This is a genomic window from Aeromonas sp. PS2Canimalfood6 (genome assembly GCF_048276795.1).
In the GTDB taxonomy this organism is placed as follows: domain Bacteria; phylum Pseudomonadota; class Gammaproteobacteria; order Enterobacterales; family Aeromonadaceae; genus Aeromonas; species Aeromonas caviae.
Genome location: NZ_JBLUXC010000041.1, coordinates 1 through 24,332, shown reverse-complemented (window position 1 = coordinate 24,332; position 24,332 = coordinate 1). Strand labels below are relative to the sequence as shown.

The window sequence follows — 24,332 nt, the reverse complement described above, 5'->3', positions numbered from 1 at the left end:
TTGCTCCTTAAAAAAAGCCCCGGCAACTGGCCGGGGCTTTTGGGGTTATGCCGAGGTTCGGCAATTCAACTGGAGCAGGTTCAACTCTCGCAAGGCCACCGAGAACTTGGCGAACTCGTGCGTGCTCGTGGTCTTGAAGTCGGCCAACATGTGGGTCCAACGGGACAAGAGTTGCTCATGCTCCGAAATCCAGTCGGCCAGTATGGTAGCGCATTCCCCCTGCTCTTTGCACCCTTCCAGTACCACGGAGGTGAGGCTGCGTTGCTGCCAGTCCAGATCTTCGCGGAAGGAGGCCCGCGCCATCGCCTGCCAGTGGTTGCCCACCGGCTGATGGTTGATCTGTTCGAGGAACCAGTGCAGATCCAGCTTGGCACCCAGGCGGTAGTAGACGTTGGCAACCCGCAGGATGTCGGTCTTGTGCTCCGCGGCAATCTGCGCCAGATCCAGGCAGGAGAAGAGGCTGCTCATGTGGGCCACGCGACGGGCGATGGCCTCCGGCACCTGTTTCTCCATCAGGGCGGCGACCGCCTGGCTGTGTTCGGCCACTTCGCTCTCGTCCATTACCTCATAAAGGTGCTGACTCAGGGTCTCGAAGGCCGGGCGGAAGAAGGCGATGTTCTCGCCGATGCTCCAGCTGCGGTTGCGGGCGCGCAGGAACCAGCGGGTGGCGCGGCGCACGATGCGGCGGCTGTAGAACATCAGCTCGAGCTGGGTCTGGGCATCCACCCCGTTGTCACACCCTTCGATGTCACGCCACAGGGCGCCGAGGCCGAACACTTCCCGGGCCATGGCGAAGCAGCAGGCCACTTCCGCCACCGAGGCACCGGTCTCGTCCTTCATCCGGCTGGCGAAGTTGAGCCCCATGTCGTTGACCAGCATGTTGGCAACCCGGGTCGCGATGATCTCGCCTCGCAGCGGATGCTGGGCCAGGGCCGCGCCAAATTGCTGCTGCAACTGGGTCGGGAAGCTGGTGACCAGCATGTTGGCGAGGAAGGGCTCGTCGGTCACTTCCGGGCAGTTGAGCTGCTCTTTGAGCACCATCTTGCCGTAAGCCACCAGCACGGCGAGCTCGGGACGGGTCAGCCCCTGCCCTGCCGCCATCCGCTCGGAGAGCTCCTCGTCGGAGGGGAGGAACTCGAGCGCCCGGTCCAGCTTGCCTTCCCGCTCCAGCCCCTGGATGAAGCGCTGCTGCTCTTTCAGCTGCTCGGCACCACGGAAGGCAGTGACCGAGATGGATTGTGACTGGCGGTAGGCGTTGGTGATGACCACCTGGGCCACCGCATCCGTCATCTCGTAGAGCATCTGGTTGCGCTGCTTGAGGGTCAGGTCACCGGCCGCCACCAATTGGTTGAGCAGGATCTTGATGTTGACCTCGTTGTCGGAGCAATCCACCCCGCCCACGTTGTCGGTGAAGTCGGTGTTGATGCGACCACCCTGACTGGCATACTCCACCCGGCCAAGCTGGGTGAAGCCCAGGTTGCCACCCTCGCCCACGATGCGGGCACGCAGATCACGCCCATTGACGCGCAGCACGTCGTTGCTGCGATCCCCGACGTCGGCGTCGCTCTCGCGGGCGCTCTTCACATAGGTGCCGATGCCGCCGTTCCAGAGCAGGTCAACGTTCAGGCAGAGCAGCGCCTTGATCAACTCGTTCGGGGCCATGCCGCTCTTGTCGGTGCCGAGCAGGGTCTGCATTTCCGGGCTCAGCTTGATGGACTTGGCAGAGCGCAGGAAGATGCCGCCCCCCTTGGAGATGAGCTCACGGTTGTAGTCATCCCAGCTGGAGCCGGGCAGCTCGAACAGGCGCTTGCGCTCGACGAAGCTCCTGGCCGCATCCGGGGTCGGGTCGACGAAGATGTGCATGTGGTTGAAGGCGCCCACCAGCTGGATGTGCTCGGAGAGCAGCATGCCGTTGCCGAACACGTCGCCGGCCATGTCACCTATCCCCACGCAGGTGAAGTCGGTGGTCTGGCAGTTGATGCCAATCTCACGGAAGTGGCGCTTGACCGATTCCCAGGCGCCGCGGGCGGTGATGCCCATCTTCTTGTGGTCATAGCCCACCGAGCCGCCGGAGGCGAACGCATCGCCGAGCCAGTGGCCGTATTCAAGGCTTATCTCGTTGGCGATGTCGGAGAAGGTGGCGGTGCCCTTGTCGGCCGCCACTACCAGGTAGTAGTCATCCTCGTCGTGACGCACCACGGATTTTGGCGGGATCACCTCGCCGCCGATGATGTTGTCGGTCACGTCGAGCAGGCCGCGGATGAACAGACGGTAGCAGGCCTTGCCCTCCTCCTGAATGACGGCACGGGGGGCGCCTGCCGGCATCTGCTTGCAGTAGAAACCGCCCTTGGCACCCACCGGCACGATGACGGTGTTCTTCACCTGCTGGGCTTTCACCAGACCCAGCACCTCGGTGCGGAAGTCCTCCTTGCGATCGGACCAGCGCAGGCCGCCACGGGCCACCTTGCCCCAGCGCAGGTGTACCCCTTCCACTCGCGGGGAGTAGACGAAGATCTCGAACTTCGGCAGCGGCAGCGGCATGTCGGTGATGCTGGAGGGGGCCAGCTTGAAGGAGATGTAGGGCTTGATGTTGCCCGCTTTGTCCAGCTGGTAGTAGTTGGTGCGCAGGGTGGCGTCGATCATCTCTACATAGCGGCGAATGATGCGATCGTCATCCAGGTTGGCGACCTGATCCAGCTTGGCCGCAAGCTCCTCGTGCAGCTTGGCGGATGCCTTGGCATCTTGCGATGGCACCTTGGCGTCCTGCTTGCCGGCCGGATCCAGGCGCTGTTCGAACAGAGTGAACAGCAGCTCTGCGATATCCGGATAACGGGTCAGGGTCTCCTCGATATAGGACTGACTGAAGGAGACGCCGGTCTGGCGCATGTATTTGGCATAGGCCCGCAGCACGGATACCTGACGACCGGTGAGGCCGGCCCCCAGTACCAGACGGTTGAAGCCGTCATCTTCCAGGGTCTTGTTCCAGATGGCGGCGAAGGCCTGCTGGAAGCGCTGCTGGCTCTGCTCCAGATCGAACGGTTGCTCACCGCGCAGCAGCATGGAGAAATCGAGGATCCAGAACACCTCGCCGGTGGGGGTCCGTACCTGATACGGGGTCTCGCCGATGACGCGCAGTCCCATGTTTTCCAGCATGGGCAGGACGTCGGAGAGGTGGATGGGTTCGCTTCGGTGGAACAGCTTGAGGCGTACCCGGCGATCGTTCTCCTCCTCCTGGGCGCGGTAGAACAGCATGCCAAGCGGCTCGGCCTCGCTCAATCCATCCAGGGCCATGATGTCCGCGACGGCAGAGCCCGGCAGCACATCTTCCTTGTAGGCGCGGGGGAAGGCGGTGCTGAAACGGCGGCGCAGCTCGTTGCCACGGGCCTCGCCATAGTGGGAAAGCAGCACGGAATCCAGGCGGTCATCCCAGCTGCGGGCCGCTTCAATCAGGTTGTTCTGTACTTCGTTCACATCCACATCCACGTTGTTGTTGTTGACCCGCACTATGTAGTGGGTCCGTGCCAGCACCCCCTCGGTGAAGTAGACGTTGAACTCCACATCGATGCTGCTGCCAAAATATTTCTGCAAAATCTGCTGGGTCTTGACCCGCAGCGCCGTGTTGTAGCGCTCCTTGGTGACATAGACCATGCAGGAGAAGAAGCGGCCGTAGACGTCGCGGCGCACGAACAGGCGCAGCATGTCCCGCTCCTGCATCTCCAGCACCCCGAGACCGGTGGCCAGCAGCTCCTCTTCACGGGCCTGGATCAGCTCGTCGCGCGGGTAGGTTTCCAGCACGTTCAGCAGCGCCTTGTAGGCATGGGAGCCCGATTCAAAGCCGGAGGCGGCCATGATGCGCTCGAGGCGGTGGCTGATGAGGGGGATCTGGGTCGCACTGGTGTTGTAGATGGAGGAGGCATACAGGCCGATGAAGCGATCCTCTCCCACCACCTTGCCGTGCTCGTCGAAACGCTTGATGCCGATGTAGTCCACATAGGCCGGACGATGCACCCGGGACTTGCTGTTGGACTTGGTGAGGATCAGCAGGTCGGAACTGAGGGCCGCGTGACGGGCGCTGGCGGGCATGGTGCCGAGGCGCTGGCCTTCGTCCTTGATGGAGTTCTTCATCAGGCCCAGGCTGGACTCGGGCTGCGGCAGGATCTCGTGATCCCCCTCCACCGCCTTGACGTCGTAGCGACGATAACCCATCAGGGTGAAGTTGTGGGCGGCCACCCATTTGAGGAAGGCGACGCAGGAGTCCACCTCGGCCTGGCTGACCGGGTTCTTGCGTTTGGGCAGCTCCTCGATGATCTCGTTCAGGCGCGCCAGCATGGGCTGCCAGTCTCCCACCGCCAGGGCCACTTCCCGCGCCACCGAGTTGAGCTCGGCAGTCAGGGCGTCCATCTCCTCTTCACCGGTCAGGTGATCGATTTCGATGAGAAAGGCGGTTTCCACCGAGGTCTGCTCTGCGGTGTTGTCCAGATCCAGGATGGCGCCAATCTTGCCGCCTTCGCCGCGGATCAGGTGCAGCGGCTGGTGAAGCATCATGTGGGCGGTGATATTGAGACGCTTGAGCGCCATGCGGATGGAGTCCACCAGGAAGGGGGAATCCTGCAGGATGATCTCGACGATGGTATGAGGAGACTGCCATCCGTGGCGGGTCAGCTCGGGGTTGTAGACCCGGATATAGGGCTCGATGCCGGTACGGTGGTTGAGGGCATTCCACAGACTGAGGGCGGCGCCATAGAGATCGCTGTCATTGCGGTCATGCAGATCAGTGCTGGCCATGTTGCCGTAGAACTTGGCAACGAAACATTCGACCAGGGAGGCACTGTTTTTCGGCAATTTCTGGTGGATCAGACTGAGAACGTTTTCGAGCAGAACGGATGTAGGGGCGTCTTTCAATGCCATTGCTAGTTTCCTTATCGGACGACATCACAGACACGGCGACATCCACCCAGGATGCGCGCCGGTACAGAGTTGCAGCGAAGTGTAATGGCTTGGATCAAGGAAGGCGAGCAAAGGTGATAACGGGATGTTAAAAACAAGGGACAGATCACGGCTTGGGTTGTGATAAATTTTGCCAAGTTGGCAAAATTCAGAAAATCGCACTGGATGCCGCGCCATTTACCGGATAGATAGTGACTTAAAGCAGATATTTACCCGGATTGATGTTCAAGTTTTGTTAATTTATGCGTTCCAGGGAAATGAAGCGATGATCGTCCTGGGTTTTCAGTCGAAAGTAGCCGTGAACGCCGCTCTCCGACACAAAACGCCGGATTTTCTCCAACCCCAGCTCCAGGGTCAGACCCTGCTCGGTACGTACCACCAGGCGGTTCACCTGCCCCTGGTACATCAACATGATCTCGTCGCGGCCAAGGGAGAGCCGAAAAGTGTATTGCCTCATGTCACCTCCTGGTCATCCATGAAAAACGGGCAGGAGAGCCAGACTCCCCTGCCCGCCGTCGTGACGCTTATTGTGCCAGCGCCTTGCTCACCTTCTCGAACAGATCCCGCGCCAGCCCGTCCAGGTTGGCCAGGCGGGTCAGCTCGGCGCGAACCAGCGCCTTGCGCCCCTCATCGAGCCGCTTGAACTGGATAAGCGGGGTGATGAGGCGGGACGCCACCTGGGGATTGACCTCGTTGAGCTCGATCAAGAGATCGGTCAGGAAGCGATAGCCGCTGCCATCGGCGGCGTGGAACTGCACCTGGTTGTTCATGGCGAAGCTGCCGATGAGCGCCCGCAGCCGGTTCGGGTTGCGGATGCTGAAGGTCGGGTGCGCCATCGCCTGCTTCACGTCATCGAGCACATCCTTGGCCGGCTTGGCGCCCACCAGCCGCAGCCAGTTGTCCAGTACCAGGCCATCATGGGCCCACTTGCCTTCGAAGTCGGCCAAAAGCGCGGCGCGGCACGGCAGCAGATGGCTGTTGGCCACCTGGAGTGCAGCCAGGGTGTCGGTCATGTTGTCGGCGGCCCCGTACTGCTCGCGCACCAGGGTATCGGCCTTCGCGGCATCCAGCGCCGCCAGATAACCCAGCACCACGCCCTTGAGGGCCCGTTTGGCCATGTCGGCATGGACCACCTGATAAGCCGGCAGACGCAGGCTCTCGTAGCACGCCAGCAGGCGGTCGCCGAAGGCGTGGGCCAATGCGGTCTGGATCCCGTTGCGCACCTGGTGGATGGCGTCGATATCGGCCACCTCGAACAGCTCGGCCAGGGTCGCCTCCCCCGGCAGGGCCAGGATCTCTGCCTTGAGGGCGGGATCCAGTGCAGCCTCGTCCAGAATGGCAACAAAGGCCGCCAGCAGGGTGTGGGAGAGTTCAACCCTCTGCCCGTGCTGGACCCGCGCCACCCCGTCGATCACCGCCTTGTTGATCAGCATCTGCGCCGCATCCCAGCGGGCAAACTCGTTGCGGGCATGGCGCATCAGGAAGGCCAGGGCCTCGTCGCTATAGTCATAGTGCAGCTTGACCGGGGCGGAGAAGTCCCTCAGCAGGGAGGGTACCGGTCTGACCGGCACCCGATCGAATTCGAAAGTCTGCTGTGCTTCCAGCACGTCCAGCACATTGCCGATGGCCTTGCCCTGGTATTGCAGCGGGATGACGGTACCCTGTGCATCGTAGAGCTCGATGTCGAGGGGGATATGCAGCGGCAGCTTTTGTGGCTGATCCTGGGTCGGCGGGGTGTGCTGGCTCACGTGCAGACGATAAACACCACTCGTGGCATCGTACTCGTCGGTCACGGTGAGCTCGGGGGTGCCGGACTGGCTGTACCAGCGGCGGAAGCGAACGAGATCCACCCCGGAGGCATCCTCCATCGCCTGCACGAAGTCGTCGCAGGTGGCGGCAGAGCCGTCGTGACGCTCGAAGTAGAGGCGCATGCCCGCCAGGAAGGCGTCCTCCCCCAGCAGGGTGTGCATCATGCGGATCACTTCAGAGCCCTTCTCGTAGACGGTCAGGGTGTAGAAGTTGTTCATCTCGATCACCACATCCGGGCGGATGGGGTGGGCCATGGGGCCGGCATCTTCGGCAAACTGCGGACCGCGCACGGTGCGCACGTTGTTGATGCGGTTGACGCCGCGCGACCCCAGATCGGAGGAGAACTCCTGATCCCGGAACACCGTCAGCCCCTCTTTGAGGCTTAACTGGAACCAGTCGCGGCAGGTGACGCGGTTGCCGGTCCAGTTGTGGAAATATTCGTGACCGATCACCCGCTCGATGCCGTGGTAGTCCGCATCGGTGGCAGTGGCCGGGTTGGCCAGCACGAACTTGGAGTTGAAGATGTTGAGCCCCTTGTTCTCCATGGCCCCCATGTTGAAGAAGTCCACCGCCACGATCATGTAGATGTCGAGATCGTATTCGAGGCCAAAGCGCTGTTCATCCCAGCGCATGGAGTGGATGAGGCTCTCCATGGCGAAACCGGCGCGGTCCAGGTTGCCCTTGTCCACGAAGATTTCCAGCGCCACATCGCGACCACTCCGGGTGGTGTAGTGATTGCGCTCCACATCGAAGTCCCCCGCCACCAAGGCGAAGAGGTAGCTCGGCTTGGGGAAGGGATCCTGCCACTGCACGAAGTGGCGACCGTCGTCCAGATCGCCGCTCGCGACCTTGTTGCCGTTGGAGAGCAGATAGGGGTACTTGGCCTTGTCGGCGGTGATACGGGTACTGTAACGGGCCAGGATGTCTGGCCTGTCCATGTAATAGGTGATACGACGAAAGCCCTCGGCCTCGCACTGGGTGCAATAGGCATCGCCGGATTTGTAGAGCCCCTCCAGCGCCGTGTTGGCGGCGGGATCAATGTTGGTGACCACGGTCAGCACGCACTCGGCCGGCAGGTTGAACAGGGTCAGGCTGCTCTCTCCCTGCTCGTATTGCTGATAGGGCACGCCATCCACACTGACGCTGACAAGGTCAAGCCCCTCGCCGTCCAGCACCAGGGGTTCGTTGTGATCGCCGCTGCGACGCAAACGGGAGATGGCGGTGACCCGGGTCAGGGGCTCTTGCAGCTGAAAATCGAGATCCAGGCTGTCACACCAATAGAGGGGAGCCTGGTAATCCTGGCGATATTTGGCCGTCATGGCCTGAGGTTGTTCAGTCATTATTGTGTGCTTCCACGCTTTGTTATTGACGTGTCAGAGGCTGTCACAAGGCTCGGACAGGGTCAAATAGTTTGCATTCAGGCAAAAGAAAGGGCGACCCGAGTCGCCCTTGTCATTTCGTTGCCAGCATCAGCTCTTCTTGCTGAGGGTGGCCAGATCCGCCGTGATGTTGGCCGCTTCCACCTGGTATTCGTCAGGTGCCTCGAAATCGGTCGGCAGTTCATCCAGGCTCTTCACCGTCGGCTTGCCAAGACGGGTCAGCCGCTCGTTGGCTCGCGCCAGCGCCTTCTCGTCCTGTTTGGCCTGTTCAGCCAGCCGCTCGGCTTCGTTCAGGGAGACCGACTTCTTGTCCTTGTCCGCCTGATACTCCTTGATGTCCTGCAGCACATAGGCAAATTCCGGATCCTTGGTGATCCGTGCCTCGTGGGCCGCTTTCAGCTTGGGCAGCAGGCTGGAGAAGTCCCCCAGTCGCTCGTAGCTGGCCGAGGCAATCTTGTCCCAGGGCAAGGCGTTGAACTCGCGGCTCTCCCCCGTCTCACCCGGCGCTACCGCAGTCGGGAAGGCGATATCGGGTGCAACTCCCTTGTTCTGGGTGCTGCCGCCATCGATACGGTAGAACTTGGCGATGGTGTACTGCACGTGACCCAGCGGCTGCTCGTAGAAGTCATAGACCTTGGCGAGGCTGCGATGCTGCTGCACCGTCCCCTTGCCGAACGAGTTTTCGCCGAGGATCAGCGCACGACCATAGTCCTGCATGGCGGCAGCGAAGATCTCGGAGGCCGAGGCGCTGTAGCGGTCGATCATCACCGACATGGGGCCACCGTAGTAGACATTGCCGTCGTCGTCACCATTGACGGTGATGCGACCCATGTGATCACGGATCTGCACCACGGGGCCGCTGGCAAAGAAGAGACCGCTCAGGGCGGAGGCTTCCGTCAGGGCACCGCCACCGTTGCCGCGCAGATCGACGATGAGGCCGTCGATCTTCTGCTTGTTGAGGCTGGAGATCTCCTTGATCACGTCGTCGTGCAGGTTGACGTAGAAGCTCGGGATCTCGAGCACGCCGATCTTCTTGCCCTCGGCGGTGATCACCTTGGACTTGGCGGCTCTGTCTTCCAGACGCACCTTGTCACGCACCAGCTCCACCAGCTCGGTCTTGGCGGTCGCGCCCTTGCCGCGCTGGATCTCCAGCTTCACCTTGCTGCCCTTGGGCCCCTTGATGAGCTCGACCACGTCGTCAAGACGCCAGCCTATGACATCCACAATCTTGCCGTCGTCCTGCCCCACCCCGGTGATCTTGTCATCGGGTTTCAGGTGATTGGACTTGGCCGCCGGGCCACCGGGCACCAGGGAGCGGATGACGGTGAAGTCATCTTCCGCCTGCAGCACGGCACCAATCCCCTCCAGCGAGAGGTTCATCTCGGTGTTGAACCGATCGGCGCTGCGCGGAGACAGATAGCTGGTGTGCGGTTCGATGGCGCGGGCGAAGGAGTTCATGAAGAGCTGGAACACGTCCTCGCTCTCGGTCTGGGACATCCGCTTGATGGCGTTGTTGTAACGCTTGCCAAGCAGCTCCTTGATCTCGGGCCACTCCTTGCCGCTGAGCTTGAGGCTCAGGGCATCGAACTTGACCCGCTGACGCCACAGCTCGTTGAGCTCGGCTTCATCCTTGGGCCAGGGAGCCCCTTCCCGATCGAAGACGTAATTGTCTTTCTGGGTAAAATCGAAGGGAGTGTCGAGCAGTTTGAGGGCGTATTCGAACCGCTCGTACCGCCGCTGCTGACTCAGGTTGAACATCTCGTAGGCAGGAGCCAGTCGCCCTCGCTCGAGGTCGGTGTCAAAACCGGTACGATATTTCTCAAAACGGCTGATGTCAGAGGCCAGAAACAGGTTGCGGCTGTAGTCCAGATTCTCCAGATACTTGTCAAAGATCACGGAGGAAAAGGCGTCGTCCAGCTTGAACTGTTTGTAGTGGGAGCGGGTAAACAGATTGGCAATTCGCTTGCTGGCCGTAGCATGTTGGCTCTCTTGAGCCAACACAGGCAAATCACTTTCCTTGAGCACCGGCTCGATGGCCTGTGCGAGCCCGGCAAGCGCCAGGCTACAGGCAACGAGTGAAAAACGAATCACGCCATGCTTCAACATTCGTCTCCTTAGAGAACCAGATGCTCGAACTTGACCCGCAACATCATGCCGGTCTGCAATTGAACCTGTACGTCATCCTTGGTCACTTCCTTGATGGTCGCAGGCACAGGGGACTTGCCCAGCACGACGCGCACGCCCTGCTCGACTTTCAGGGTAGCGGCATCCACTTTCACCAGCGGCGCATCGGCGACCGGGGCAGCCTTGGGAACAGGGGCGGACTTGGGCTTGTCGGAGCGGGGAGCGTCAGCCTTGCGCGGCGCGTTGCGACGCGGCTGCTTGGGCTTGTCTTCCTTCTCCTTGGTGTTGGTGCGACGGCTGGCAAAGACACGTTCCTTGCTCTCCTTGAGCGCCTGTTTGGCATGCTCGATGTGCTCTTCGGTGAGCAGCTCGCCCGGGTTGCCGTCCAGATCGACACGGGCCTGGCCAGCCTTGAGGCCATGCAGGTAACGCCAGCTGGAGGTGTATTGACGCAGAGCAGAGCGCAGCATGGTCTTGGAGACTCTCTCGTCATCAGCAAGACGCGCGGCCAGATCCTGGAAGATGCCAATCTTGAGTGGCTTGGCCTCTCCTTCAGCGATGAAGCAGGCCGGGAATTTCTCGACCAGGTAGGCGACGATCTCTTTACTGTTCTTCAGCTTTTCAGTGTTTTCCATGTATAACCTTGGCTTTCATATAGACGCACGGGCATGCCCGAACACAACAAAGGCCCCATTATAGAGAGCTTGGGACCTTTTGCGAACCATCTAGCAATGACTTAGAGCATGCTTTCCAAAATTTGCACCGTTTCTTCGAGGCCAATCCGGTCCTGCTCGTCAAAGCGGTTAAAGATTGGACTGTCGATGTCCAGCACCCCGATGATCTCCCCGCCACGGCGCAGCGGGATGACGATTTCCGAGTTGCTGGCACCGTCGCACGCAATGTGCCCCGCGAACTGGTGCACGTCGTCCACCAGCTGGGTCTTGCCCTCGGCAACCGCAGTGCCACAGACGCCGCGACCGACCGGGATGCGCACACAGGCCGGCTTGCCCTGGAACGGGCCGAGCACCAGGGTCTCGCCCTGCAGCAGGTAGAAACCAACCCAGTTGATGTCAGCCAGTTCCTGATTGAGCAGGGCAGACAGGTTTGCCAGGGTGGCGATCATGTCGGGTTCGCCCTCCAGCAATGCCTGGGCCTGCTGGTTGAGCGTGCGATAAAATGCTTGTTTTTCAATCATGATTAAATGAACTTCACTCCTTGATAATCAATGCAAGGTACCGTCCTGCCTGAAAATTTCAAATCAATTTTCAATTATCCCCCCTCCTGGGGCCCGATGAGAGTCCGTTCAACGTGCCGCGCCCAACGTCAGTTGATGGCGCTGGCCATTGCTCCACTCGATGGTCAGGAGCCAGTCCATCGCCTCGGTCGTACAACTTCCCACCTGGGTCACCCCTCGCCACCCCGTTTGGCTGGGTTCAAACAGCACGGGGATGAGCCCCATGAACATCTCCTTGCCCTCGAGCCAGGCCTTGACCGGCGTGATGGCCGGCACACCCCCTTGAAGGCGCAGGACAAAGTCATGTTCAGGGCGGATCGGCAAGCCATCGATGCTGACCGTCAGCGGGCGATCCCCGACGATGAGGCGGCAGGGGCTGTGGGACAGATCACAAATCTGAACATTGGTGCCCTCTGCATGGTCGCTTCCTGTGCCTGAAAACCAGGTTCGATAGGCCATCAGGGAGAGCAAAATGACCAGCACCATGGACAGGTGGACGATTTTGCGTGAAGTGAGTCTCTCTTTCATGAAAAAACAGCTCTGTAAGGTACTTTGAAAATGTAATTTTCGTGATCTGGCGCAAGGTAAAAACTGGCGGACATGAGACCCGCTGGAGCCAAATATATCACTGTTTGTACTGTTATTTTACCGGTCATTTCAGTATCATTCTCAATGGATTTTCATTTAACCACCTTTTGCTTTTCCTTTTATTAACAGATGTTAACGAGGGGATTTTGCAAAACCGGGGTGAAAATGGCCCAGGACACCGGGCAACACTAACAACAGCATCGGAAGCGGAATACAACGATGAGCCATACAACAAACCACCCTGAGTACAACTATACCGTTGTGCGCCAGTTCACCGTCATGACGATTGTCTGGGGTATCGTCGGCATGTCGGTGGGTGTATTGATTGCAGCCCAGCTGATCTGGCCTGCCCTCAACTTCGACACCCCCTGGCTGACGTACAGCCGTCTGCGTCCCCTGCATACCAATGCGGTCATCTTCGCATTTGGTTGCAGCGCCCTGATGGCCACTTCCTTCTACGTGGTGCAGCGCACCTGTCAGGTCCGACTGTTTGGTGGTCCCCTCGCCTCCTTCGTGTTCTGGGGCTGGCAGGCGATCATTCTGTCTGCAGCCATCTCGCTGCCGCTGGGGTACACCACCTCCAAAGAGTACGCCGAGCTGGAGTGGCCCATCGACATCGCCATCGCCGTGGTCTGGGTGAGCTATGCCATCGTCTTCTTCGGCACCCTGGCCAAGCGCACCACCTCCCACATCTACGTGGCGAACTGGTTCTTCGGTGCCTTCATCATCACGGTTGCCGTGCTGCACATCGTCAACAACATGGAAGTGCCGCTCTCCGGCATGAAGTCCTACTCCATGTACTCCGGTGCCATGGATGCCATGGTGCAGTGGTGGTATGGCCACAACGCGGTGGGCTTCCTGCTGACGGCGGGCTTCCTTGGCATGATGTACTATTTCGTGCCCAAGCAGGCGGGTCGCCCCGTCTACTCCTACCGCCTCTCCATCGTGCACTTCTGGGCGCTGATCTCCCTCTATATCTGGGCCGGTCCGCACCACCTGCACTATACCGCCCTGCCTGACTGGGCCCAGTCGCTAGGCATGGTGATGTCCCTTATCCTGTTCGTGCCCTCCTGGGGCGGCATGATCAACGGCATCATGACCCTCTCGGGTGCCTGGCACAAGCTGCGTTATGACCCCATTCTGCGCTTCCTGATCGTCTCCCTGTCGTTCTACGGCATGTCGACCTTCGAAGGCCCCATGATGGCGATCAAAACCGTCAACGCCCTCTCCCACTACACCGACTGGACTATCGGTCACGTTCACTCCGGTGCCCTGGGCTGGGTTGCCATGGTGTCCATCGGTGCCGTCTACCACCTGATCCCGAACCTGTTCGGGCAGGGGCGCATGTACAGCATCAAGCTCATCAACGTCCACTTCTGGCTGGCCACCGTGGGCACCGTGCTCTATATCGTCGCCATGTGGATTTCCGGTGTGATGCAGGGCCTGATGTGGCGTGCGGTCAACGATGACGGCACCCTGACCTACAGCTTCGTGGAGGCGCTGCAAGCTTCCTATCCCTTCTACTTCGTGCGCTTCCTGGGTGGCTGCTTCTTCGTCACCGGCATGCTGCTGATGGCCTACAACGCCTATCGCACCGTCACTGCGCCCAAGGGTTCTCTAGAACCCGTCGCACAGCCAGCCTGATTTGAAGGGGTTTAAAGCATGAGCAACAACAACCGTCACGAGATTTTTGAAAAAAGCGTCCCCATGCTGGTGATTGGCATCATCTTCGCCATCAGCCTGGGGGGCCTGGTGGAAATCACCCCCCTGTTCTTCCAGAAGCAGACCAACGAGCCGGTGGAGGGCCTCAAGCCCTACACCGCCCTGCAGATGGAAGGACGCGACATCTACATCCGCGAAGGCTGCACCGTCTGCCACAGCCAGATGATCCGCCCGTTCCGCGCCGAGACCGAACGCTACGGCCACTACTCGGTTGCCGGCGAGAGCGTCTGGGAGCACCCCTTCCTGTGGGGCTCCAAGCGTACCGGCCCGGATCTGGCCCGGGTCGGCGGCCGCTACTCCGATGACTGGCATCGCGCCCACCTCATCAACCCGCGTGACGTGGTGCCCGAGTCCAACATGCCGGCCTTCCCCTGGCTCGAGACCAATGTGCTGAGCGGCGAGTTGACTGGCAAGAAGCTGGCTCTGTTCCGGGATCACTTCGGCGTGCCCTATACCGATGCCGACATCGCTGGCGCCGGTGAGGCCGTCAAGGGCAAGACCGAGCTGGATGCGCTGATCGCCTATCTGCAATCACTGGGCCATGCCCTGAAATAAGGAGTCGGGATATGGATTACGGCACATTTCGCGGCCTGTACACCCTGCTGCTGATGGTCATCATGATTGGCATCATCGTCTGGGCCTACAGCAAGCGCCGCAAGGCTTCTTTCGACGAGGCCGCCAACCTGGTTTTTGCCGATGACGAGCAACCCAGTGCTGATAACAAGAACGCAGGAGCGAAGCAATAATGAGCACTCTGTTTAGCATTTTTGTGACCGTCATAAGCCTTGGCACCATTCTCGGCTGCTTCCTGCTGCTGGCCTGGTGCATGAAGGACAAGATGGGAGCCGAAGAGGGCAAACCCATGGGTCACACCTTCGACGGCATCGAGGAGATCAACAATCCCCTGCCGAAGTGGTGGTCCTATATGTTCCTCTTCTTCATCGTCACCGGGCTCATCTACCTGCTCGCCTTCCCGGGCCTTGGCAACTTCAAGGGTCTGCTGGGCTGGCAGAGCTCCAACCAGGATGTGCGTTCCCTGGCCGAGTCCAAGGCGGCGGCCGAGTCTGCCAAGGCCGAAGGACGCGCGGTGGAATACGACCGGGAACTCGCCAAGGCCGACGAGATCTACGGCGCCAAGTTCCGCGAGCTGACCTATCAGGCTGACGGCAAGAGCTACAAGGAGATCACCGAGATCGCCAAGGATCCGGAAGCCCTGAAGGTGGGTCAGCGCCTGTTCCTGCAAAACTGTTCCCAGTGTCATGGCTCCGATGCCCGCGGTGGTCGCGGTTTCCCGAACCTGACCGACAGCGAATGGCAGTGGGGCGGCGCACCCGACCAGATCAAGACCACCATCATGGGCGGTCGTCAGGGGATCATGGCCGCCTGGGGCGAGATCCTGGGTCAGGACGGGGTGAAAGAGGTTGCCTCCTATGTGCTGAGCCTCTCCGGTCGTAAGGTTGATCTGGTGGAAGCCAAGAAAGGGGAAGCACGCTTTGCCATGTGCGCCGCCTGCCACGGTCCGGATGCCAAGGGCGGCATCGCCTTCGGCGCACCGGATCTCACCAACAACATCTGGCTCTATGGCGGCTCCCGTCAGGTGGTCGAACAGACCATCACCCACGGGCGCCACGGCGTGATGCCGGCCTGGAAGGACATTCTGGGGGAAGACAAGGTACATCTGCTCGCTTCCTACGTTTACAGCTTGTCCCACAACGATCGGCAAAATCAGCAGTAACATGTGATAAGCACGTGATTAATCAGCAAAAAGCCTCGACTCTTCGAGGCTTTTTGTTATCTTGTGTTGGCTGAATTACCGCCATTTCGTTAACCATTTGTTTCGGTAGCATCATGACTCAACCCTGGTATCGCCAATTCTGGCCCTGGTTCATCATCGCCCTCCCCTGCGCCGCCGTGGTAGGCAGCATCGCCACCGCCATCATTGCCAGCAAGGATGGGGTCAACCTGGTGGCGGAGGACTACTACAAGCAGGGCAAGGAGATTAACCAGGATCTCAGCAAGTTCGATCGCGCCGAGGCGCTCGGCATCCGTATCGCCCTCAATGTCAGCGACAAGGAGCTGACGTTAAATCCACTGTCCGGGGATTTCCCCCTCGGGCAGGCACTGCACCTCTCCCTGTTTCATCCCACGTTGGCGGGCCTGGACAGCGAACATCTGCTGACGGCCGATGGCAAGGGAGTCTATCGCCTGATGCTCGACAAGCCCCTCACCGGCAAGTGGCACGTGCGGGTCGATGCCTTCAACCATGAATGGCGCCTCCAGGAGACGGCACAACTGCCGACTCAGGCAGCGATTGAGCTCGATCCCAAGGGACGTTGAATCACGAAGGCAGGGTGATCGGCACGCCGGTCAGCCGCCCTTCTCCCCGACCCGGCCTGCAGGGCTGCATCAAAGAGGGATGATCACCATGACCGGCTGTTTTCACTGTGGTGAACCGGTTCCCACTGGCAGTAACTTTACTCTCGAGATCAAAGGCATCGCTCAGCCGATGTGTTGCCCTGGCTGTCAGGCCGTGGCACAGACCATTCTCGAATGCGGCCTCGCCAGTTATTACGAACACCGCACCGCTCCCGGCATCAAGGGGGAACTGGTGCCCGAAGAGCTCGCCGCCCTCACCCACTACGATCTGGCGGAGGTGCAGCAGGAGTTCGTCACCGACACCGGTACGGGTCGCGAAACTACGCGCGAGATCCAACTGACGGTGGAAGGTTTGACCTGCGCCGCCTGTGCCTGGCTCATCGAGCGGCACCTGATGACCCTGCGCGGTCTGCGTTACATCAACGTCAATACCACCACCCATCGCGCCCGCATCAAGTGGGATCCGGCCCAGCTCTCTTTGAGCGACATTCTCAAGGGCTTTGCCAGGGTCGGCTATCGCGCCTATCCCTTCCAGACTCATCAGCAGGAAGCGCTCTACGCCAAAGAGGTGCGCAGCTACATGTTCCGCATGGCGCTGGCCGGCCTTGGCTCCATGCAGGTGATGATGTGCGCCGTGGCACTCTACATGGACCTCTTCATCAGCGTGGAAGAGGAGTTCATGATCTACTTCAAGTGGATAAGCCTTCTGCTCTCCACCCCCATCATGATCTACTCGGCCCAGCCTTTTTACGTGGGGGCATGGCGCAGCCTGAAGCAGGGGCACCTCTCCATGGATGTGTCGGTGTCGCTGGCACTGATCGGCGCCTTCGTCGCCTCCATCTGGGCCACGGTCTTCAACACGGGTGAGGTCTATTACGACTCCATCACCATGTTCGTCTTTTTCCTGCTGTTGGGCCGTCTGCTGGAACTACGAGCGAGGCGCAAGGCGTCGGAGTCGAGCTCCAACCTGGCGCGTCTGGTGCCCATCATGGCGACCCGCATCGATGATGACGGCGAACACGAGGTGGCCGCCAAGACGCTGCGAGTCGGAGACAGGGTGCGGGTACTCGCGGGGGCCACCCTGCCGGCAGACGGCATCGTCACCTTGGGCCAGGCCAGCCTCAACGAATCCATGCTGACTGGCGAACAGTTGCCTCTGCTCAAGCAGGCCGGGGATCCCGTCTATGCAGGCACCATCAATACCGATGCCCCCCTGGAGATCCGGGTCAGCCATCCCATTGAAGAGTCGCGTCTGGCCCAGATCATGCGCCTGCAGGATCATGCTCTGGACGACAAGCCCGCCATCGCCCAACTGGCGGACGTGCTGTCGCGCCACTTTATCCTGGTGCTCCTGATCATTGCGTCCGCGGTCTGGACCTTCTGGCATTTTCATCAGCCCGAGCGGGCCTTCTGGGTCACCCTGGCGGTGCTGGTGGCGACCTGTCCCTGCGCCCTCTCGCTGGCCACCCCGACCGCACTGACCTCGGCCACTGCCAACCTGACCCGCAGCGGCATCCTGCTGCGCCGCGGCCACGTGCTGGACATTCTGACCCGGGCCAACCGCATCGTGATGGACAAGACGGGAACCCTGACCACGGGCAACATCAGCCTGGTGAGCACCCAGCCCCTCGGCGAGCTCGACGCAGCCCGCTGCCTCGCACTCGCCCATGCCCTGGAGACCTACTCCGAGCACCCCATCGCCCGTGCGTTTCGAAGCAAACCACTGGCGGACGGGGTGCCGCTCGCCGCCAGCGACGTCACCCCCGTCATCGGCCACGGCGTGCAGGGAGTAATTGAGGGCAAGCATTACCGCATCGGCAGTGCACGCTGGCTCGAGCTGGCGCAAGAAGAGAATGCCGCTCAAGGGCTGACCATCTATCTGGCCGATGAACACGGACTGCTGGCCCGTTTCATCCTGGCCGACACGCTGCGCCCCGATGCCGGTGCACTGATCCAGGCCTTCAAGGAGGCAGGCCTGCAAACCACCATTCTCACCGGCGACGGTTCGGACCAGGCGGACATGCTGGCCCGCGAGCTGGGGGTCGATGAGCTGGTAAAAGGGGTCACCCCGGACGGCAAGCTGGCCTATCTCAAGGCCCGGGAAGCGGCCGGGGATATCAGCATCATGGTGGGAGATGGCATCAACGACGCCCCTGTGCTGGCCGGCGCCCACGCGTCCTTTGCCATGGCGGGGGGCACGGATCTGGCCAAGAACAGTGCCGACGCCATCCTGCTGGCCGACGATCTCTCCCGTCTGCTGGCCGCCCGGGCCCTGGCCCTGCGCACTCGCAAGATCATCAAGGAGAACTTTGCCTGGTCCATCGGCTACAACCTGCTTGTGCTGCCGCTGGCTGCAAGTGGCTGGCTCCCCCCTTATCTGGCGGCTGCTGGCATGTCCCTGAGCTCCCTCATCGTGGTCACCAACTCCATGCGGCTCAACCGGTGAGCAGCCATCTGGCATCCTCCCGGGTGGCGGCACCTCTTGCCTCGCCGGGTTATCATCCCCCTTTCACCACAGGGTCCGCGCCATGAACATTATCTTCGTCCTCATCCCCATCGCCATCCTGTTCGTTGTCATTGCCGGCGCCGTCTTCTTCTGGGCCATCCGCTCCGAGCAGTTCGAGGATCTCGACAGGCAGGGCTCCAACATCCTGTTTGACGAGGAGCAGCGCCCCTTGCCCCCCTCTGAACAACAAGCAGAACAGGAAAACAGGCCCCATGACCAGCAGCCTTGACCTCATGGGCGCCCTGCTGGTCGGGCTTGCCGGTGCCGGCCACTGTATCGGCATGTGTGGCGGCGTGTCCGCAGCGCTCTCCATGGCCATACCTGCCGAGAAGCAGCATTTTTGGGGCAGGCTCGGTTATCTGCTCAACTACAACCTGGGGCGCATCCTGAGCTATGTGCTGGCGGGCGCGCTGGTGGGCGGCTTGCTCGCCACCACCACGGAGATAGGCGCTGGCAAACACGCCCTGGCAGGGCTTCGCCTCATCGCCGCCCTGCTGATGATAGCGCTCGGCCTCTACTTGGCTGGCTGGTGGCATGGCGTCTTGCTGCTCGAGCGCATCGGTGCGAAGTTCTGGCCTCTCATCAAGCCGCTGGCAGGCAGGTTTCTCCCGTTTACATCAGCCAGGCAGGCCCTCCCCTTTGGTATGATATGGGGCTGGCTCCCTTGCGGCCTCGTCTACTCCATGCTGACCTGGAGCGCTGCCGCAGGCTCCGCGAGTGGCGGGGCACTCATCATGCTCTTTTTCGGCCTCGGCACCCTGCCGACCCTGTTTGCGCTAGGGGGGCTGGCAGACCGATTGCGCTACTGGCTCACCCTGCGCAGCCTGCGCCTTGGGGGCGCCTTGCTGCTTATTGCCTACGGGATCCACACCCTCTGGATCGGGATGGCGTCCTTTTGAAACCCTATCCAAAACGGATGAGATGGTGGTAAACTTGTTTGATATAAATCAATTATTCATTTGAGCCTATGATCCCGGACAAGAAACCTGGCAGACGTATTCAGAGCGGTGGCTGTGCAATTCATTGCCAGGATTGCAGCATCAGCCAGCTCTGCATCCCCTTCACCCTGAACGATAACGAGCTCGATCAGCTCGACAGCATCATCGAGCGCAAAAAGCCGTTCCAGAAGGGTGAAGAGTTGTTCAAGGCCGGCGATGAGCTCAAGTCGCTCTATGCCATACGTTCCGGGACCATCAAGTCATACACCATCACCGAACAGGGTGACGAACAGATCACCGCCTTCCACCTCGCCGGTGATCTGGTCGGTTTCGACGCCATCCACAAGCAGGCCCACCCCTCCTTCGCCCAGGCGCTGGAAACCGCCATGGTGTGCGAAATACCGTTCGATGTGCTCGACGACCTCTCTGGCAAGATGCCCAAACTGCGCCAGCAGATCATGCGGCTGATGAGCAACGAGATCATGGGCGACCAGGAGATGATACTGCTGCTCTCCAAAAAGAACGCCGAAGAGCGCCTCGCTGCCTTCCTGCACAATCTCTCGGTTCGTTTCTCCGAGCGCGGCTTCTCCGCCAAGGAGTTCCGCCTCTCCATGACCCGTGGAGACATCGGCAACTACCTCGGTCTCACCGTCGAGACCATCAGCCGCCTGCTGGGCCGTTTCCAGAAATCCGGTCTTATCAGCGTCAAAGGCAAATACATTACTGTACTGGACAACGTTGCCTTGGGCGTCATGGCCGGAGCCACTCGTCCTCCCTGCGGTTAATCCCCGTTTATTTCCTCTTTTGCCGGATCGGAGCACCCTGAAATTTGATCCGGCACACCTTGCCGCCTCCCCCCTTGGACTAAGCTGTAATAGCTAAAGAGTTGCTATCATTGGCCTTTTTGCCAAGGAGGAGAACATGGTCAAGTACCGAAACATTCTGGTGGTGATCAATCCCGAGGAGGAGCGCCAGATTGCGCTCGAGCGCGCGGTCAAGGTCGCCGAGCTGGATGAGGGCGCCCAGCTGACCCTGCTCCTGACGATTTACGACTTCTCTTACGAGATGACCGCCATGCTCTCGGCAGACGAGCGGGAAGAGATGCGCCATGGTGTCATCGCCCAACGTCGGGAGTGGCTCGACGAGATCCTCACTCCCTATCGGGCCAGAGGGCTGGAATGCGAAGTGAAAGTGCTCTGGCACAACCGTCCCTTCGAGTGCGTCATTCAGGAAGTGCTGGAGCAGCGTCACGATCTGGTCGTCAAGGCGACTCACAAGCACTCCTTCCTGCAAACCTTCATCTTCACCCCCACCGACTGGCACCTGCTGCGCAAATGCCCCTGTCCGGTTCTGCTGGTAAAAGAAGGGCACTGGCAACGGGGGGGCAACCTGATTGCCGCCATCAACTGCTCGAGCGATGACAAGGAGCAGAAGGTGCTCAACGAGCGGATCACCCGCGAGGGGATCGCCATCGCCGAGCTGCTTGGTGCCAGTCTCTATCTGGTCAACACCTACCCGGGCACTCCGGTCAATGTCGCCATCGAACTGCCAGAGTTCGATCCCAACGCCTACAACGATGCCATTCGCAAACACCATGAAGATCTGCTGCGGGAACATGCCGATCAGTTCGGCATCAACCACATGTGGACCAAGGTGGCGGAAGGCTTGCCGGAGGAGGTGCTGCCGGACATGGCGGACGAACTGAATACCACCCTGATGATCATGGGATGCGTCGGCCGTACCGGCCTCTCTGCCGCCCTGCTTGGCAACACCGCCGAGCACGTGGTGGACAGGCTCAACTGCGACATTCTCATCCTCAAACCCGACGATTACAGCTGCCCTGTGGATGACAGGCGTCATCCTGCATAAGCGTTTCTTGCCCTCCCCCGGGACATGGCTATAATAAGCCGCTTATTTTTGTCCCGGGTTTGAGGCCATGCTAGAAGAGCTTAACGCCAAAGAGAAATACAGTTTCAACAAGCTGCAGAAACGCCTGCGGCGCAACGTGGGCCAGGCCATCGCCGACTTCAACATGATTGAAGAGGGTGACAAGATCATGGTCTGCCTGTCTGGCGGCAAGGACAGCTTTGCCATGCTCGACATCCTGATGAGCCTGAAGGCCAGCGCCCCCATCCATTTCGATCTGGTGGCCGTCAACCTGGATCAGAAACAACCCGGCTTCCCCGAGCACGTGCTGCCTGAATACCTGAGCACCCTCGGCATCGACTTCAAGATCGTGGAAGAAGATACCTACTCCATCGTCAAGGAAAAAGTACCGGAGGGCAAGACCACCTGCGCGCTCTGCTCCCGCCTGCGCCGCGGTATTCTGTATCGCACCGCCCAGGAGCTGGGCTGCACCAAGATCGCCCTTGGCCATCACCGTGACGACATCCTCGAGACTCTGTTCCTCAACATGTTCTACGGTGGCAAGCTCAAATCCATGCCCCCCAAGCTGGTGAGCGACGATGGCAAGAACGTGGTGATCCGCCCCCTTGCTTACTGCAAGGAGAAAGACCTGGTGCGCTATGCAGAGGTCAAGGCCTTCCCCATCATCCCCTGCAACCTGTGCGGCTCCCAGGAGAACCTGCAGCGCCAGGCCATCAAGCAGATGATGCAGGAGTGGGATCGCCGCTTCCCGGGCCGTCTTGAGACCATGTTCACCGCCATTCAGGACGTGATCCCGAGCCACCTGCTCGATCACCAGCTGTTTGACTTCAAGAGCATCAACCGCGACTCCGGCATCATCGACGGTGGCGACAAGGCATTTGATCCGCCAGAGCTGCCCAAGGCGCCGCTGCTGGACATCGACGAGATGGACATGCTGGACGTGATTGAGGTGCGCTAAGCCCCGTCACCCACAGAAAAGGAGCGCCAGGCGCTCCTTTTCTCATTCTGGCAATCTGCGGACTCGGGTCGCTACCCCTTGTGCAGCCAGGGGGTCAGGCGCAGGATCTCCCCTTGCAGTTGCAGCTTGCCCTGGGCAAACCCCTTCAACTGCGCATTGCTGAGCAGCAGTTGCCCCTGCTGCCAGGAGACGGCCTCCTGACGGGCACCCTCCACAAGGTAGGCTGTGCCTGCGGGCGCCACCATGGAGATCCGCACCCCTTCCATCTTGGGCAGGAAATACTGGCCGACCATGCCGGCCATCTTGTCGAGCAATCGCTGCATCTGCTGCTGGCGCGAGACGAGCTCGGCCAGCGGCACCTCGGGTGTGGCGGGGGCGTCGGCCATCACCTGTACCGACAGATCGCAGGCTGCATGTGCCTCGGTGAGCCCCACCACCACGATCGCCTTGTCGAGGTTGAGATCATCGTCATAGGGCAGACGCAGTTCGCCATCCACAGTGACCTCGGCGGGCACATCCCTGTCCGGGGTCGAGACCCGGGCCGAGGTGAGCCCGCAGCGCCGACCGTTCTGTTGACTGGCCAGATAAAAGCCCAGTCTGGCGTGGCCAAATTCCCCCTTGGCGAAGGTCTTCATCTGGCTGTAGAAGGTGCCGTAGTCGAGTTCAAGGGACGGCTCAGCCTGTCCCAGCATGGGCATCAGCAGGAGCGCCGCCATCCCGTATCGCTTGTTCATATGCCATCCTTTTGCATCATGCTCCGGGCGGGTCGACACCGGCTGACCCCTGGTATTCCATTATGCGTTGAAATGATCCGGGCCCTGCCCGTTGTTGCCACTGGCAACCTCGGTCACTTCGACTGCCACCCCACACAGATCCCGGTAGAGAATGCCCTTGCAGTTGAAGTAGAGCGGCGCCACCCAGATAAGTCCCAGCCCCATGGGGATGAGCGCCAGGAAGAAGAGTGCCAGCATGACCCCGTGCAGCAGCACTATGCTGGGCCAGCCCCGGGCAAAGAGCTTGAGGGAGACCAGAATGGCCTGAGCCGGGGAAAGACCGCGCTCCAGCACCAGAGGTACGGTAAACACCAGCCCCATGCCCACCAGGGCGGAAGGGATGAAGGCCAGCATCACAGGCACACCCAGCAGCTCGAACAGGGGTCCAAACAGGCTGGTGATGAGGCTGCCGAGCAGACTCAGGCTGCCCAGGCGCAGGAAGTGGCGGAAGAAGTCGAACACCTGGCTCGGCCGGGCGCGTACCCCCACCGACTGCTGCAACCCCAGCATGTCGAGGGAGGAGGTCATGGGTGACATGATCACCGTGACCAGCAGGCTCAGGATCAGGGCCATATCCATATCCCCTCCTTCACGGGCGACATAGGGCGTCAGCAAGGTATTGCTCAGCAGGATCCAGATTGCCATGACCCCGGCGATGGCCAGCGCCAATCCGAAACCGGTGCGACGAGTCTGTTGCCACCCCTCTTTCAACACCCCTTGCAGGTCCAGACGATATCCCTGGCTGAGGGACTGTTCGAGGGTTCCACCGATCCGCATTCTATTACTCAATTGACTGTCCAACATTCACTGACGACTGATCCAAGGTGGCACATTATAGCGGTTTGAACCGGCATGCGTAGCCGTTTTTCCTGTTATCTTCCGTTCAGAAAGCCATTGATACCAAAGGCCTTGCAGCCCTACTTGATGAAGTTCCCCTCACCCTTGGCCCCTCTGTCCAACGGGAGTAGGATGTTGACATCCTCCCCCACCTTAGCGCTTCGCGTCACAGGAGGGGGATTCCCATTACTGGGTGATAGCTGCTCGCGCAGTACCGGGTTCCTGCTTCATCGGGCGGCCTGATTGCACCACGC

Annotated in this window: 20 protein-coding genes; 11 read left to right on the top strand and 9 right to left on the bottom strand. The window is 60.5% G+C overall.

Features of this window, described 5'->3' with window-relative positions; all coding sequences use genetic code 11:
* Positions 1–45: 45 nt before the first annotated feature.
* The 7 genes from ACNPAA_RS15450 to ACNPAA_RS15420 all read right to left on the bottom strand — a co-directional run bounded on the left by ACNPAA_RS15450 (position 46) and on the right by ACNPAA_RS15420 (position 12,021).
* A complete protein-coding gene (locus tag ACNPAA_RS15450) occupies positions 46–4,908 on the bottom strand; it encodes an NAD-glutamate dehydrogenase (RefSeq protein ID WP_201871452.1) in 4,863 nt (1,620 codons plus the stop codon).
* Between the two features lie 274 nt (positions 4,909–5,182).
* Positions 5,183–5,404 (bottom strand): DUF2835 family protein, encoded by a 222-nt coding sequence (locus ACNPAA_RS15445; protein ID WP_010674767.1) that lies wholly within the window; start codon positions 5,402–5,404, stop codon positions 5,183–5,185.
* Between the two features lie 67 nt (positions 5,405–5,471).
* On the bottom strand, positions 5,472–8,096 hold the full coding sequence (gene pepN / locus ACNPAA_RS15440) for an aminopeptidase N (protein WP_113070252.1): 2,625 nt from the start codon (positions 8,094–8,096) through the stop codon (positions 5,472–5,474).
* A 129-nt stretch (positions 8,097–8,225) separates the two neighbouring features.
* The gene (prc, locus tag ACNPAA_RS15435) at positions 8,226–10,241 is read right to left on the bottom strand and encodes a carboxy terminal-processing peptidase (RefSeq protein ID WP_041211433.1); all 2,016 of its coding nucleotides are present in this window, start codon (positions 10,239–10,241) and stop codon (positions 8,226–8,228) included.
* Between the two features lie 8 nt (positions 10,242–10,249).
* Entirely contained in the window at positions 10,250–10,894 is a 645-nt protein-coding gene (proQ, locus tag ACNPAA_RS15430) for an RNA chaperone ProQ (protein ID WP_201871451.1), read from the bottom strand.
* Positions 10,895–10,995: 101 nt separating this feature from the next.
* Positions 10,996–11,454 carry a GAF domain-containing protein gene (locus tag ACNPAA_RS15425; RefSeq protein ID WP_010674771.1) on the bottom strand — a complete coding sequence of 153 codons (459 nt, stop codon included), beginning with the start codon at positions 11,452–11,454 and terminating at the stop codon, positions 10,996–10,998.
* Between the two features lie 108 nt (positions 11,455–11,562).
* Positions 11,563–12,021 carry a hypothetical protein gene (locus ACNPAA_RS15420; RefSeq protein WP_103243112.1) on the bottom strand — a complete coding sequence of 153 codons (459 nt, stop codon included), beginning with the start codon at positions 12,019–12,021 and terminating at the stop codon, positions 11,563–11,565.
* A gap of 279 nt (positions 12,022–12,300) precedes the next feature.
* Between ACNPAA_RS15420 and ccoN the strand changes: the two genes are divergently transcribed.
* The 11 genes from ccoN (at position 12,301) to ttcA (ending at position 22,468) form a co-directional block, all read left to right on the top strand.
* On the top strand, positions 12,301–13,725 hold the full coding sequence (gene ccoN, locus ACNPAA_RS15415; protein WP_103243111.1) for a cytochrome-c oxidase, cbb3-type subunit I: 1,425 nt from the start codon (positions 12,301–12,303) through the stop codon (positions 13,723–13,725).
* 18 nt (positions 13,726–13,743) lie between these two features.
* Positions 13,744–14,358, top strand: coding sequence for a cytochrome-c oxidase, cbb3-type subunit II (ccoO, locus tag ACNPAA_RS15410; RefSeq protein ID WP_010674774.1), 615 nt, complete (start codon positions 13,744–13,746; stop codon positions 14,356–14,358).
* Between the two features lie 11 nt (positions 14,359–14,369).
* Positions 14,370–14,549, top strand: a complete 180-nt coding sequence (locus ACNPAA_RS15405; RefSeq protein WP_010674775.1) for a CcoQ/FixQ family Cbb3-type cytochrome c oxidase assembly chaperone — start codon at positions 14,370–14,372, stop codon at positions 14,547–14,549.
* Positions 14,549–15,538 carry a cytochrome-c oxidase, cbb3-type subunit III gene (ccoP, locus tag ACNPAA_RS15400; protein WP_039040785.1) on the top strand — a complete coding sequence of 330 codons (990 nt, stop codon included), beginning with the start codon at positions 14,549–14,551 and terminating at the stop codon, positions 15,536–15,538. The genes ACNPAA_RS15405 and ccoP overlap by 1 nt, the downstream gene beginning before the upstream one ends.
* A gap of 113 nt (positions 15,539–15,651) precedes the next feature.
* Positions 15,652–16,140 (top strand): FixH family protein, encoded by a 489-nt coding sequence (locus ACNPAA_RS15395; protein WP_010674777.1) that lies wholly within the window; start codon positions 15,652–15,654, stop codon positions 16,138–16,140.
* A gap of 88 nt (positions 16,141–16,228) precedes the next feature.
* Positions 16,229–18,625, top strand: coding sequence for a heavy metal translocating P-type ATPase (locus ACNPAA_RS15390; protein ID WP_049637152.1), 2,397 nt, complete (start codon positions 16,229–16,231; stop codon positions 18,623–18,625).
* 82 nt (positions 18,626–18,707) lie between these two features.
* Positions 18,708–18,914: a cbb3-type cytochrome oxidase assembly protein CcoS gene (ccoS, locus tag ACNPAA_RS15385; protein WP_041211434.1), complete on the top strand. Its 207-nt coding sequence runs from the start codon at positions 18,708–18,710 to the stop codon at positions 18,912–18,914.
* Positions 18,898–19,584, top strand: a complete 687-nt coding sequence (locus ACNPAA_RS15380) for a sulfite exporter TauE/SafE family protein (protein ID WP_010674780.1) — start codon at positions 18,898–18,900, stop codon at positions 19,582–19,584. Before ccoS ends, ACNPAA_RS15380 begins: the two co-directional genes overlap by 17 nt.
* A 68-nt stretch (positions 19,585–19,652) precedes the next feature.
* Complete coding sequence (locus tag ACNPAA_RS15375) at positions 19,653–20,408, top strand: FNR family transcription factor (protein WP_010674781.1); 756 nt, start codon at positions 19,653–19,655, stop codon at positions 20,406–20,408.
* A 136-nt stretch (positions 20,409–20,544) separates the two neighbouring features.
* Positions 20,545–21,492: a universal stress protein UspE gene (gene uspE / locus ACNPAA_RS15370; protein WP_417891851.1), complete on the top strand. Its 948-nt coding sequence runs from the start codon at positions 20,545–20,547 to the stop codon at positions 21,490–21,492.
* 67 nt (positions 21,493–21,559) lie between these two features.
* On the top strand, positions 21,560–22,468 hold the full coding sequence (gene ttcA / locus ACNPAA_RS15365) for a tRNA 2-thiocytidine(32) synthetase TtcA (protein ID WP_010674783.1): 909 nt from the start codon (positions 21,560–21,562) through the stop codon (positions 22,466–22,468).
* A gap of 71 nt (positions 22,469–22,539) precedes the next feature.
* Here ttcA and ACNPAA_RS15360 read toward each other — a convergent pair whose 3' ends face one another.
* Complete coding sequence (locus ACNPAA_RS15360) at positions 22,540–23,202, bottom strand: DUF2987 domain-containing protein (RefSeq protein ID WP_201871450.1); 663 nt, start codon at positions 23,200–23,202, stop codon at positions 22,540–22,542.
* Between the two features lie 60 nt (positions 23,203–23,262).
* On the bottom strand, positions 23,263–24,018 hold the full coding sequence (locus ACNPAA_RS15355; RefSeq protein ID WP_052815447.1) for a hypothetical protein: 756 nt from the start codon (positions 24,016–24,018) through the stop codon (positions 23,263–23,265).
* Positions 24,019–24,332: the final 314 nt, after the last annotated feature.

Bases quoted from the DNA above. Each gene is read 5' to 3' on its own strand.
- ACNPAA_RS15450 (WP_201871452.1), bottom strand. From the start codon at position 4,908: ATGGCATTGAAAGACGCCCCTACATCCGTTCTGCTCGAAAACGTTCTC.
- ACNPAA_RS15445 (WP_010674767.1), bottom strand. From the start codon at position 5,404: ATGAGGCAATACACTTTTCGGCTCTCCCTTGGCCGCGACGAGATCATG.
- pepN (WP_113070252.1), bottom strand. From the start codon at position 8,096: ATGACTGAACAACCTCAGGCCATGACGGCCAAATATCGCCAGGATTAC.
- prc (WP_041211433.1), bottom strand. From the start codon at position 10,241: ATGTTGAAGCATGGCGTGATTCGTTTTTCACTCGTTGCCTGTAGCCTG.
- proQ (WP_201871451.1), bottom strand. From the start codon at position 10,894: ATGGAAAACACTGAAAAGCTGAAGAACAGTAAAGAGATCGTCGCCTAC.
- ACNPAA_RS15425 (WP_010674771.1), bottom strand. From the start codon at position 11,454: ATGATTGAAAAACAAGCATTTTATCGCACGCTCAACCAGCAGGCCCAG.
- ACNPAA_RS15420 (WP_103243112.1), bottom strand. From the start codon at position 12,021: ATGAAAGAGAGACTCACTTCACGCAAAATCGTCCACCTGTCCATGGTG.
- ccoN (WP_103243111.1), top strand. From the start codon at position 12,301: ATGAGCCATACAACAAACCACCCTGAGTACAACTATACCGTTGTGCGC.
- ccoO (WP_010674774.1), top strand. From the start codon at position 13,744: ATGAGCAACAACAACCGTCACGAGATTTTTGAAAAAAGCGTCCCCATG.
- ACNPAA_RS15405 (WP_010674775.1), top strand. From the start codon at position 14,370: ATGGATTACGGCACATTTCGCGGCCTGTACACCCTGCTGCTGATGGTC.
- ccoP (WP_039040785.1), top strand. From the start codon at position 14,549: ATGAGCACTCTGTTTAGCATTTTTGTGACCGTCATAAGCCTTGGCACC.
- ACNPAA_RS15395 (WP_010674777.1), top strand. From the start codon at position 15,652: ATGACTCAACCCTGGTATCGCCAATTCTGGCCCTGGTTCATCATCGCC.
- ACNPAA_RS15390 (WP_049637152.1), top strand. From the start codon at position 16,229: ATGACCGGCTGTTTTCACTGTGGTGAACCGGTTCCCACTGGCAGTAAC.
- ccoS (WP_041211434.1), top strand. From the start codon at position 18,708: ATGAACATTATCTTCGTCCTCATCCCCATCGCCATCCTGTTCGTTGTC.
- ACNPAA_RS15380 (WP_010674780.1), top strand. From the start codon at position 18,898: ATGACCAGCAGCCTTGACCTCATGGGCGCCCTGCTGGTCGGGCTTGCC.
- ACNPAA_RS15375 (WP_010674781.1), top strand. From the start codon at position 19,653: ATGATCCCGGACAAGAAACCTGGCAGACGTATTCAGAGCGGTGGCTGT.
- uspE (WP_417891851.1), top strand. From the start codon at position 20,545: ATGGTCAAGTACCGAAACATTCTGGTGGTGATCAATCCCGAGGAGGAG.
- ttcA (WP_010674783.1), top strand. From the start codon at position 21,560: ATGCTAGAAGAGCTTAACGCCAAAGAGAAATACAGTTTCAACAAGCTG.
- ACNPAA_RS15360 (WP_201871450.1), bottom strand. From the start codon at position 23,202: ATGAACAAGCGATACGGGATGGCGGCGCTCCTGCTGATGCCCATGCTG.
- ACNPAA_RS15355 (WP_052815447.1), bottom strand. From the start codon at position 24,018: ATGCGGATCGGTGGAACCCTCGAACAGTCCCTCAGCCAGGGATATCGT.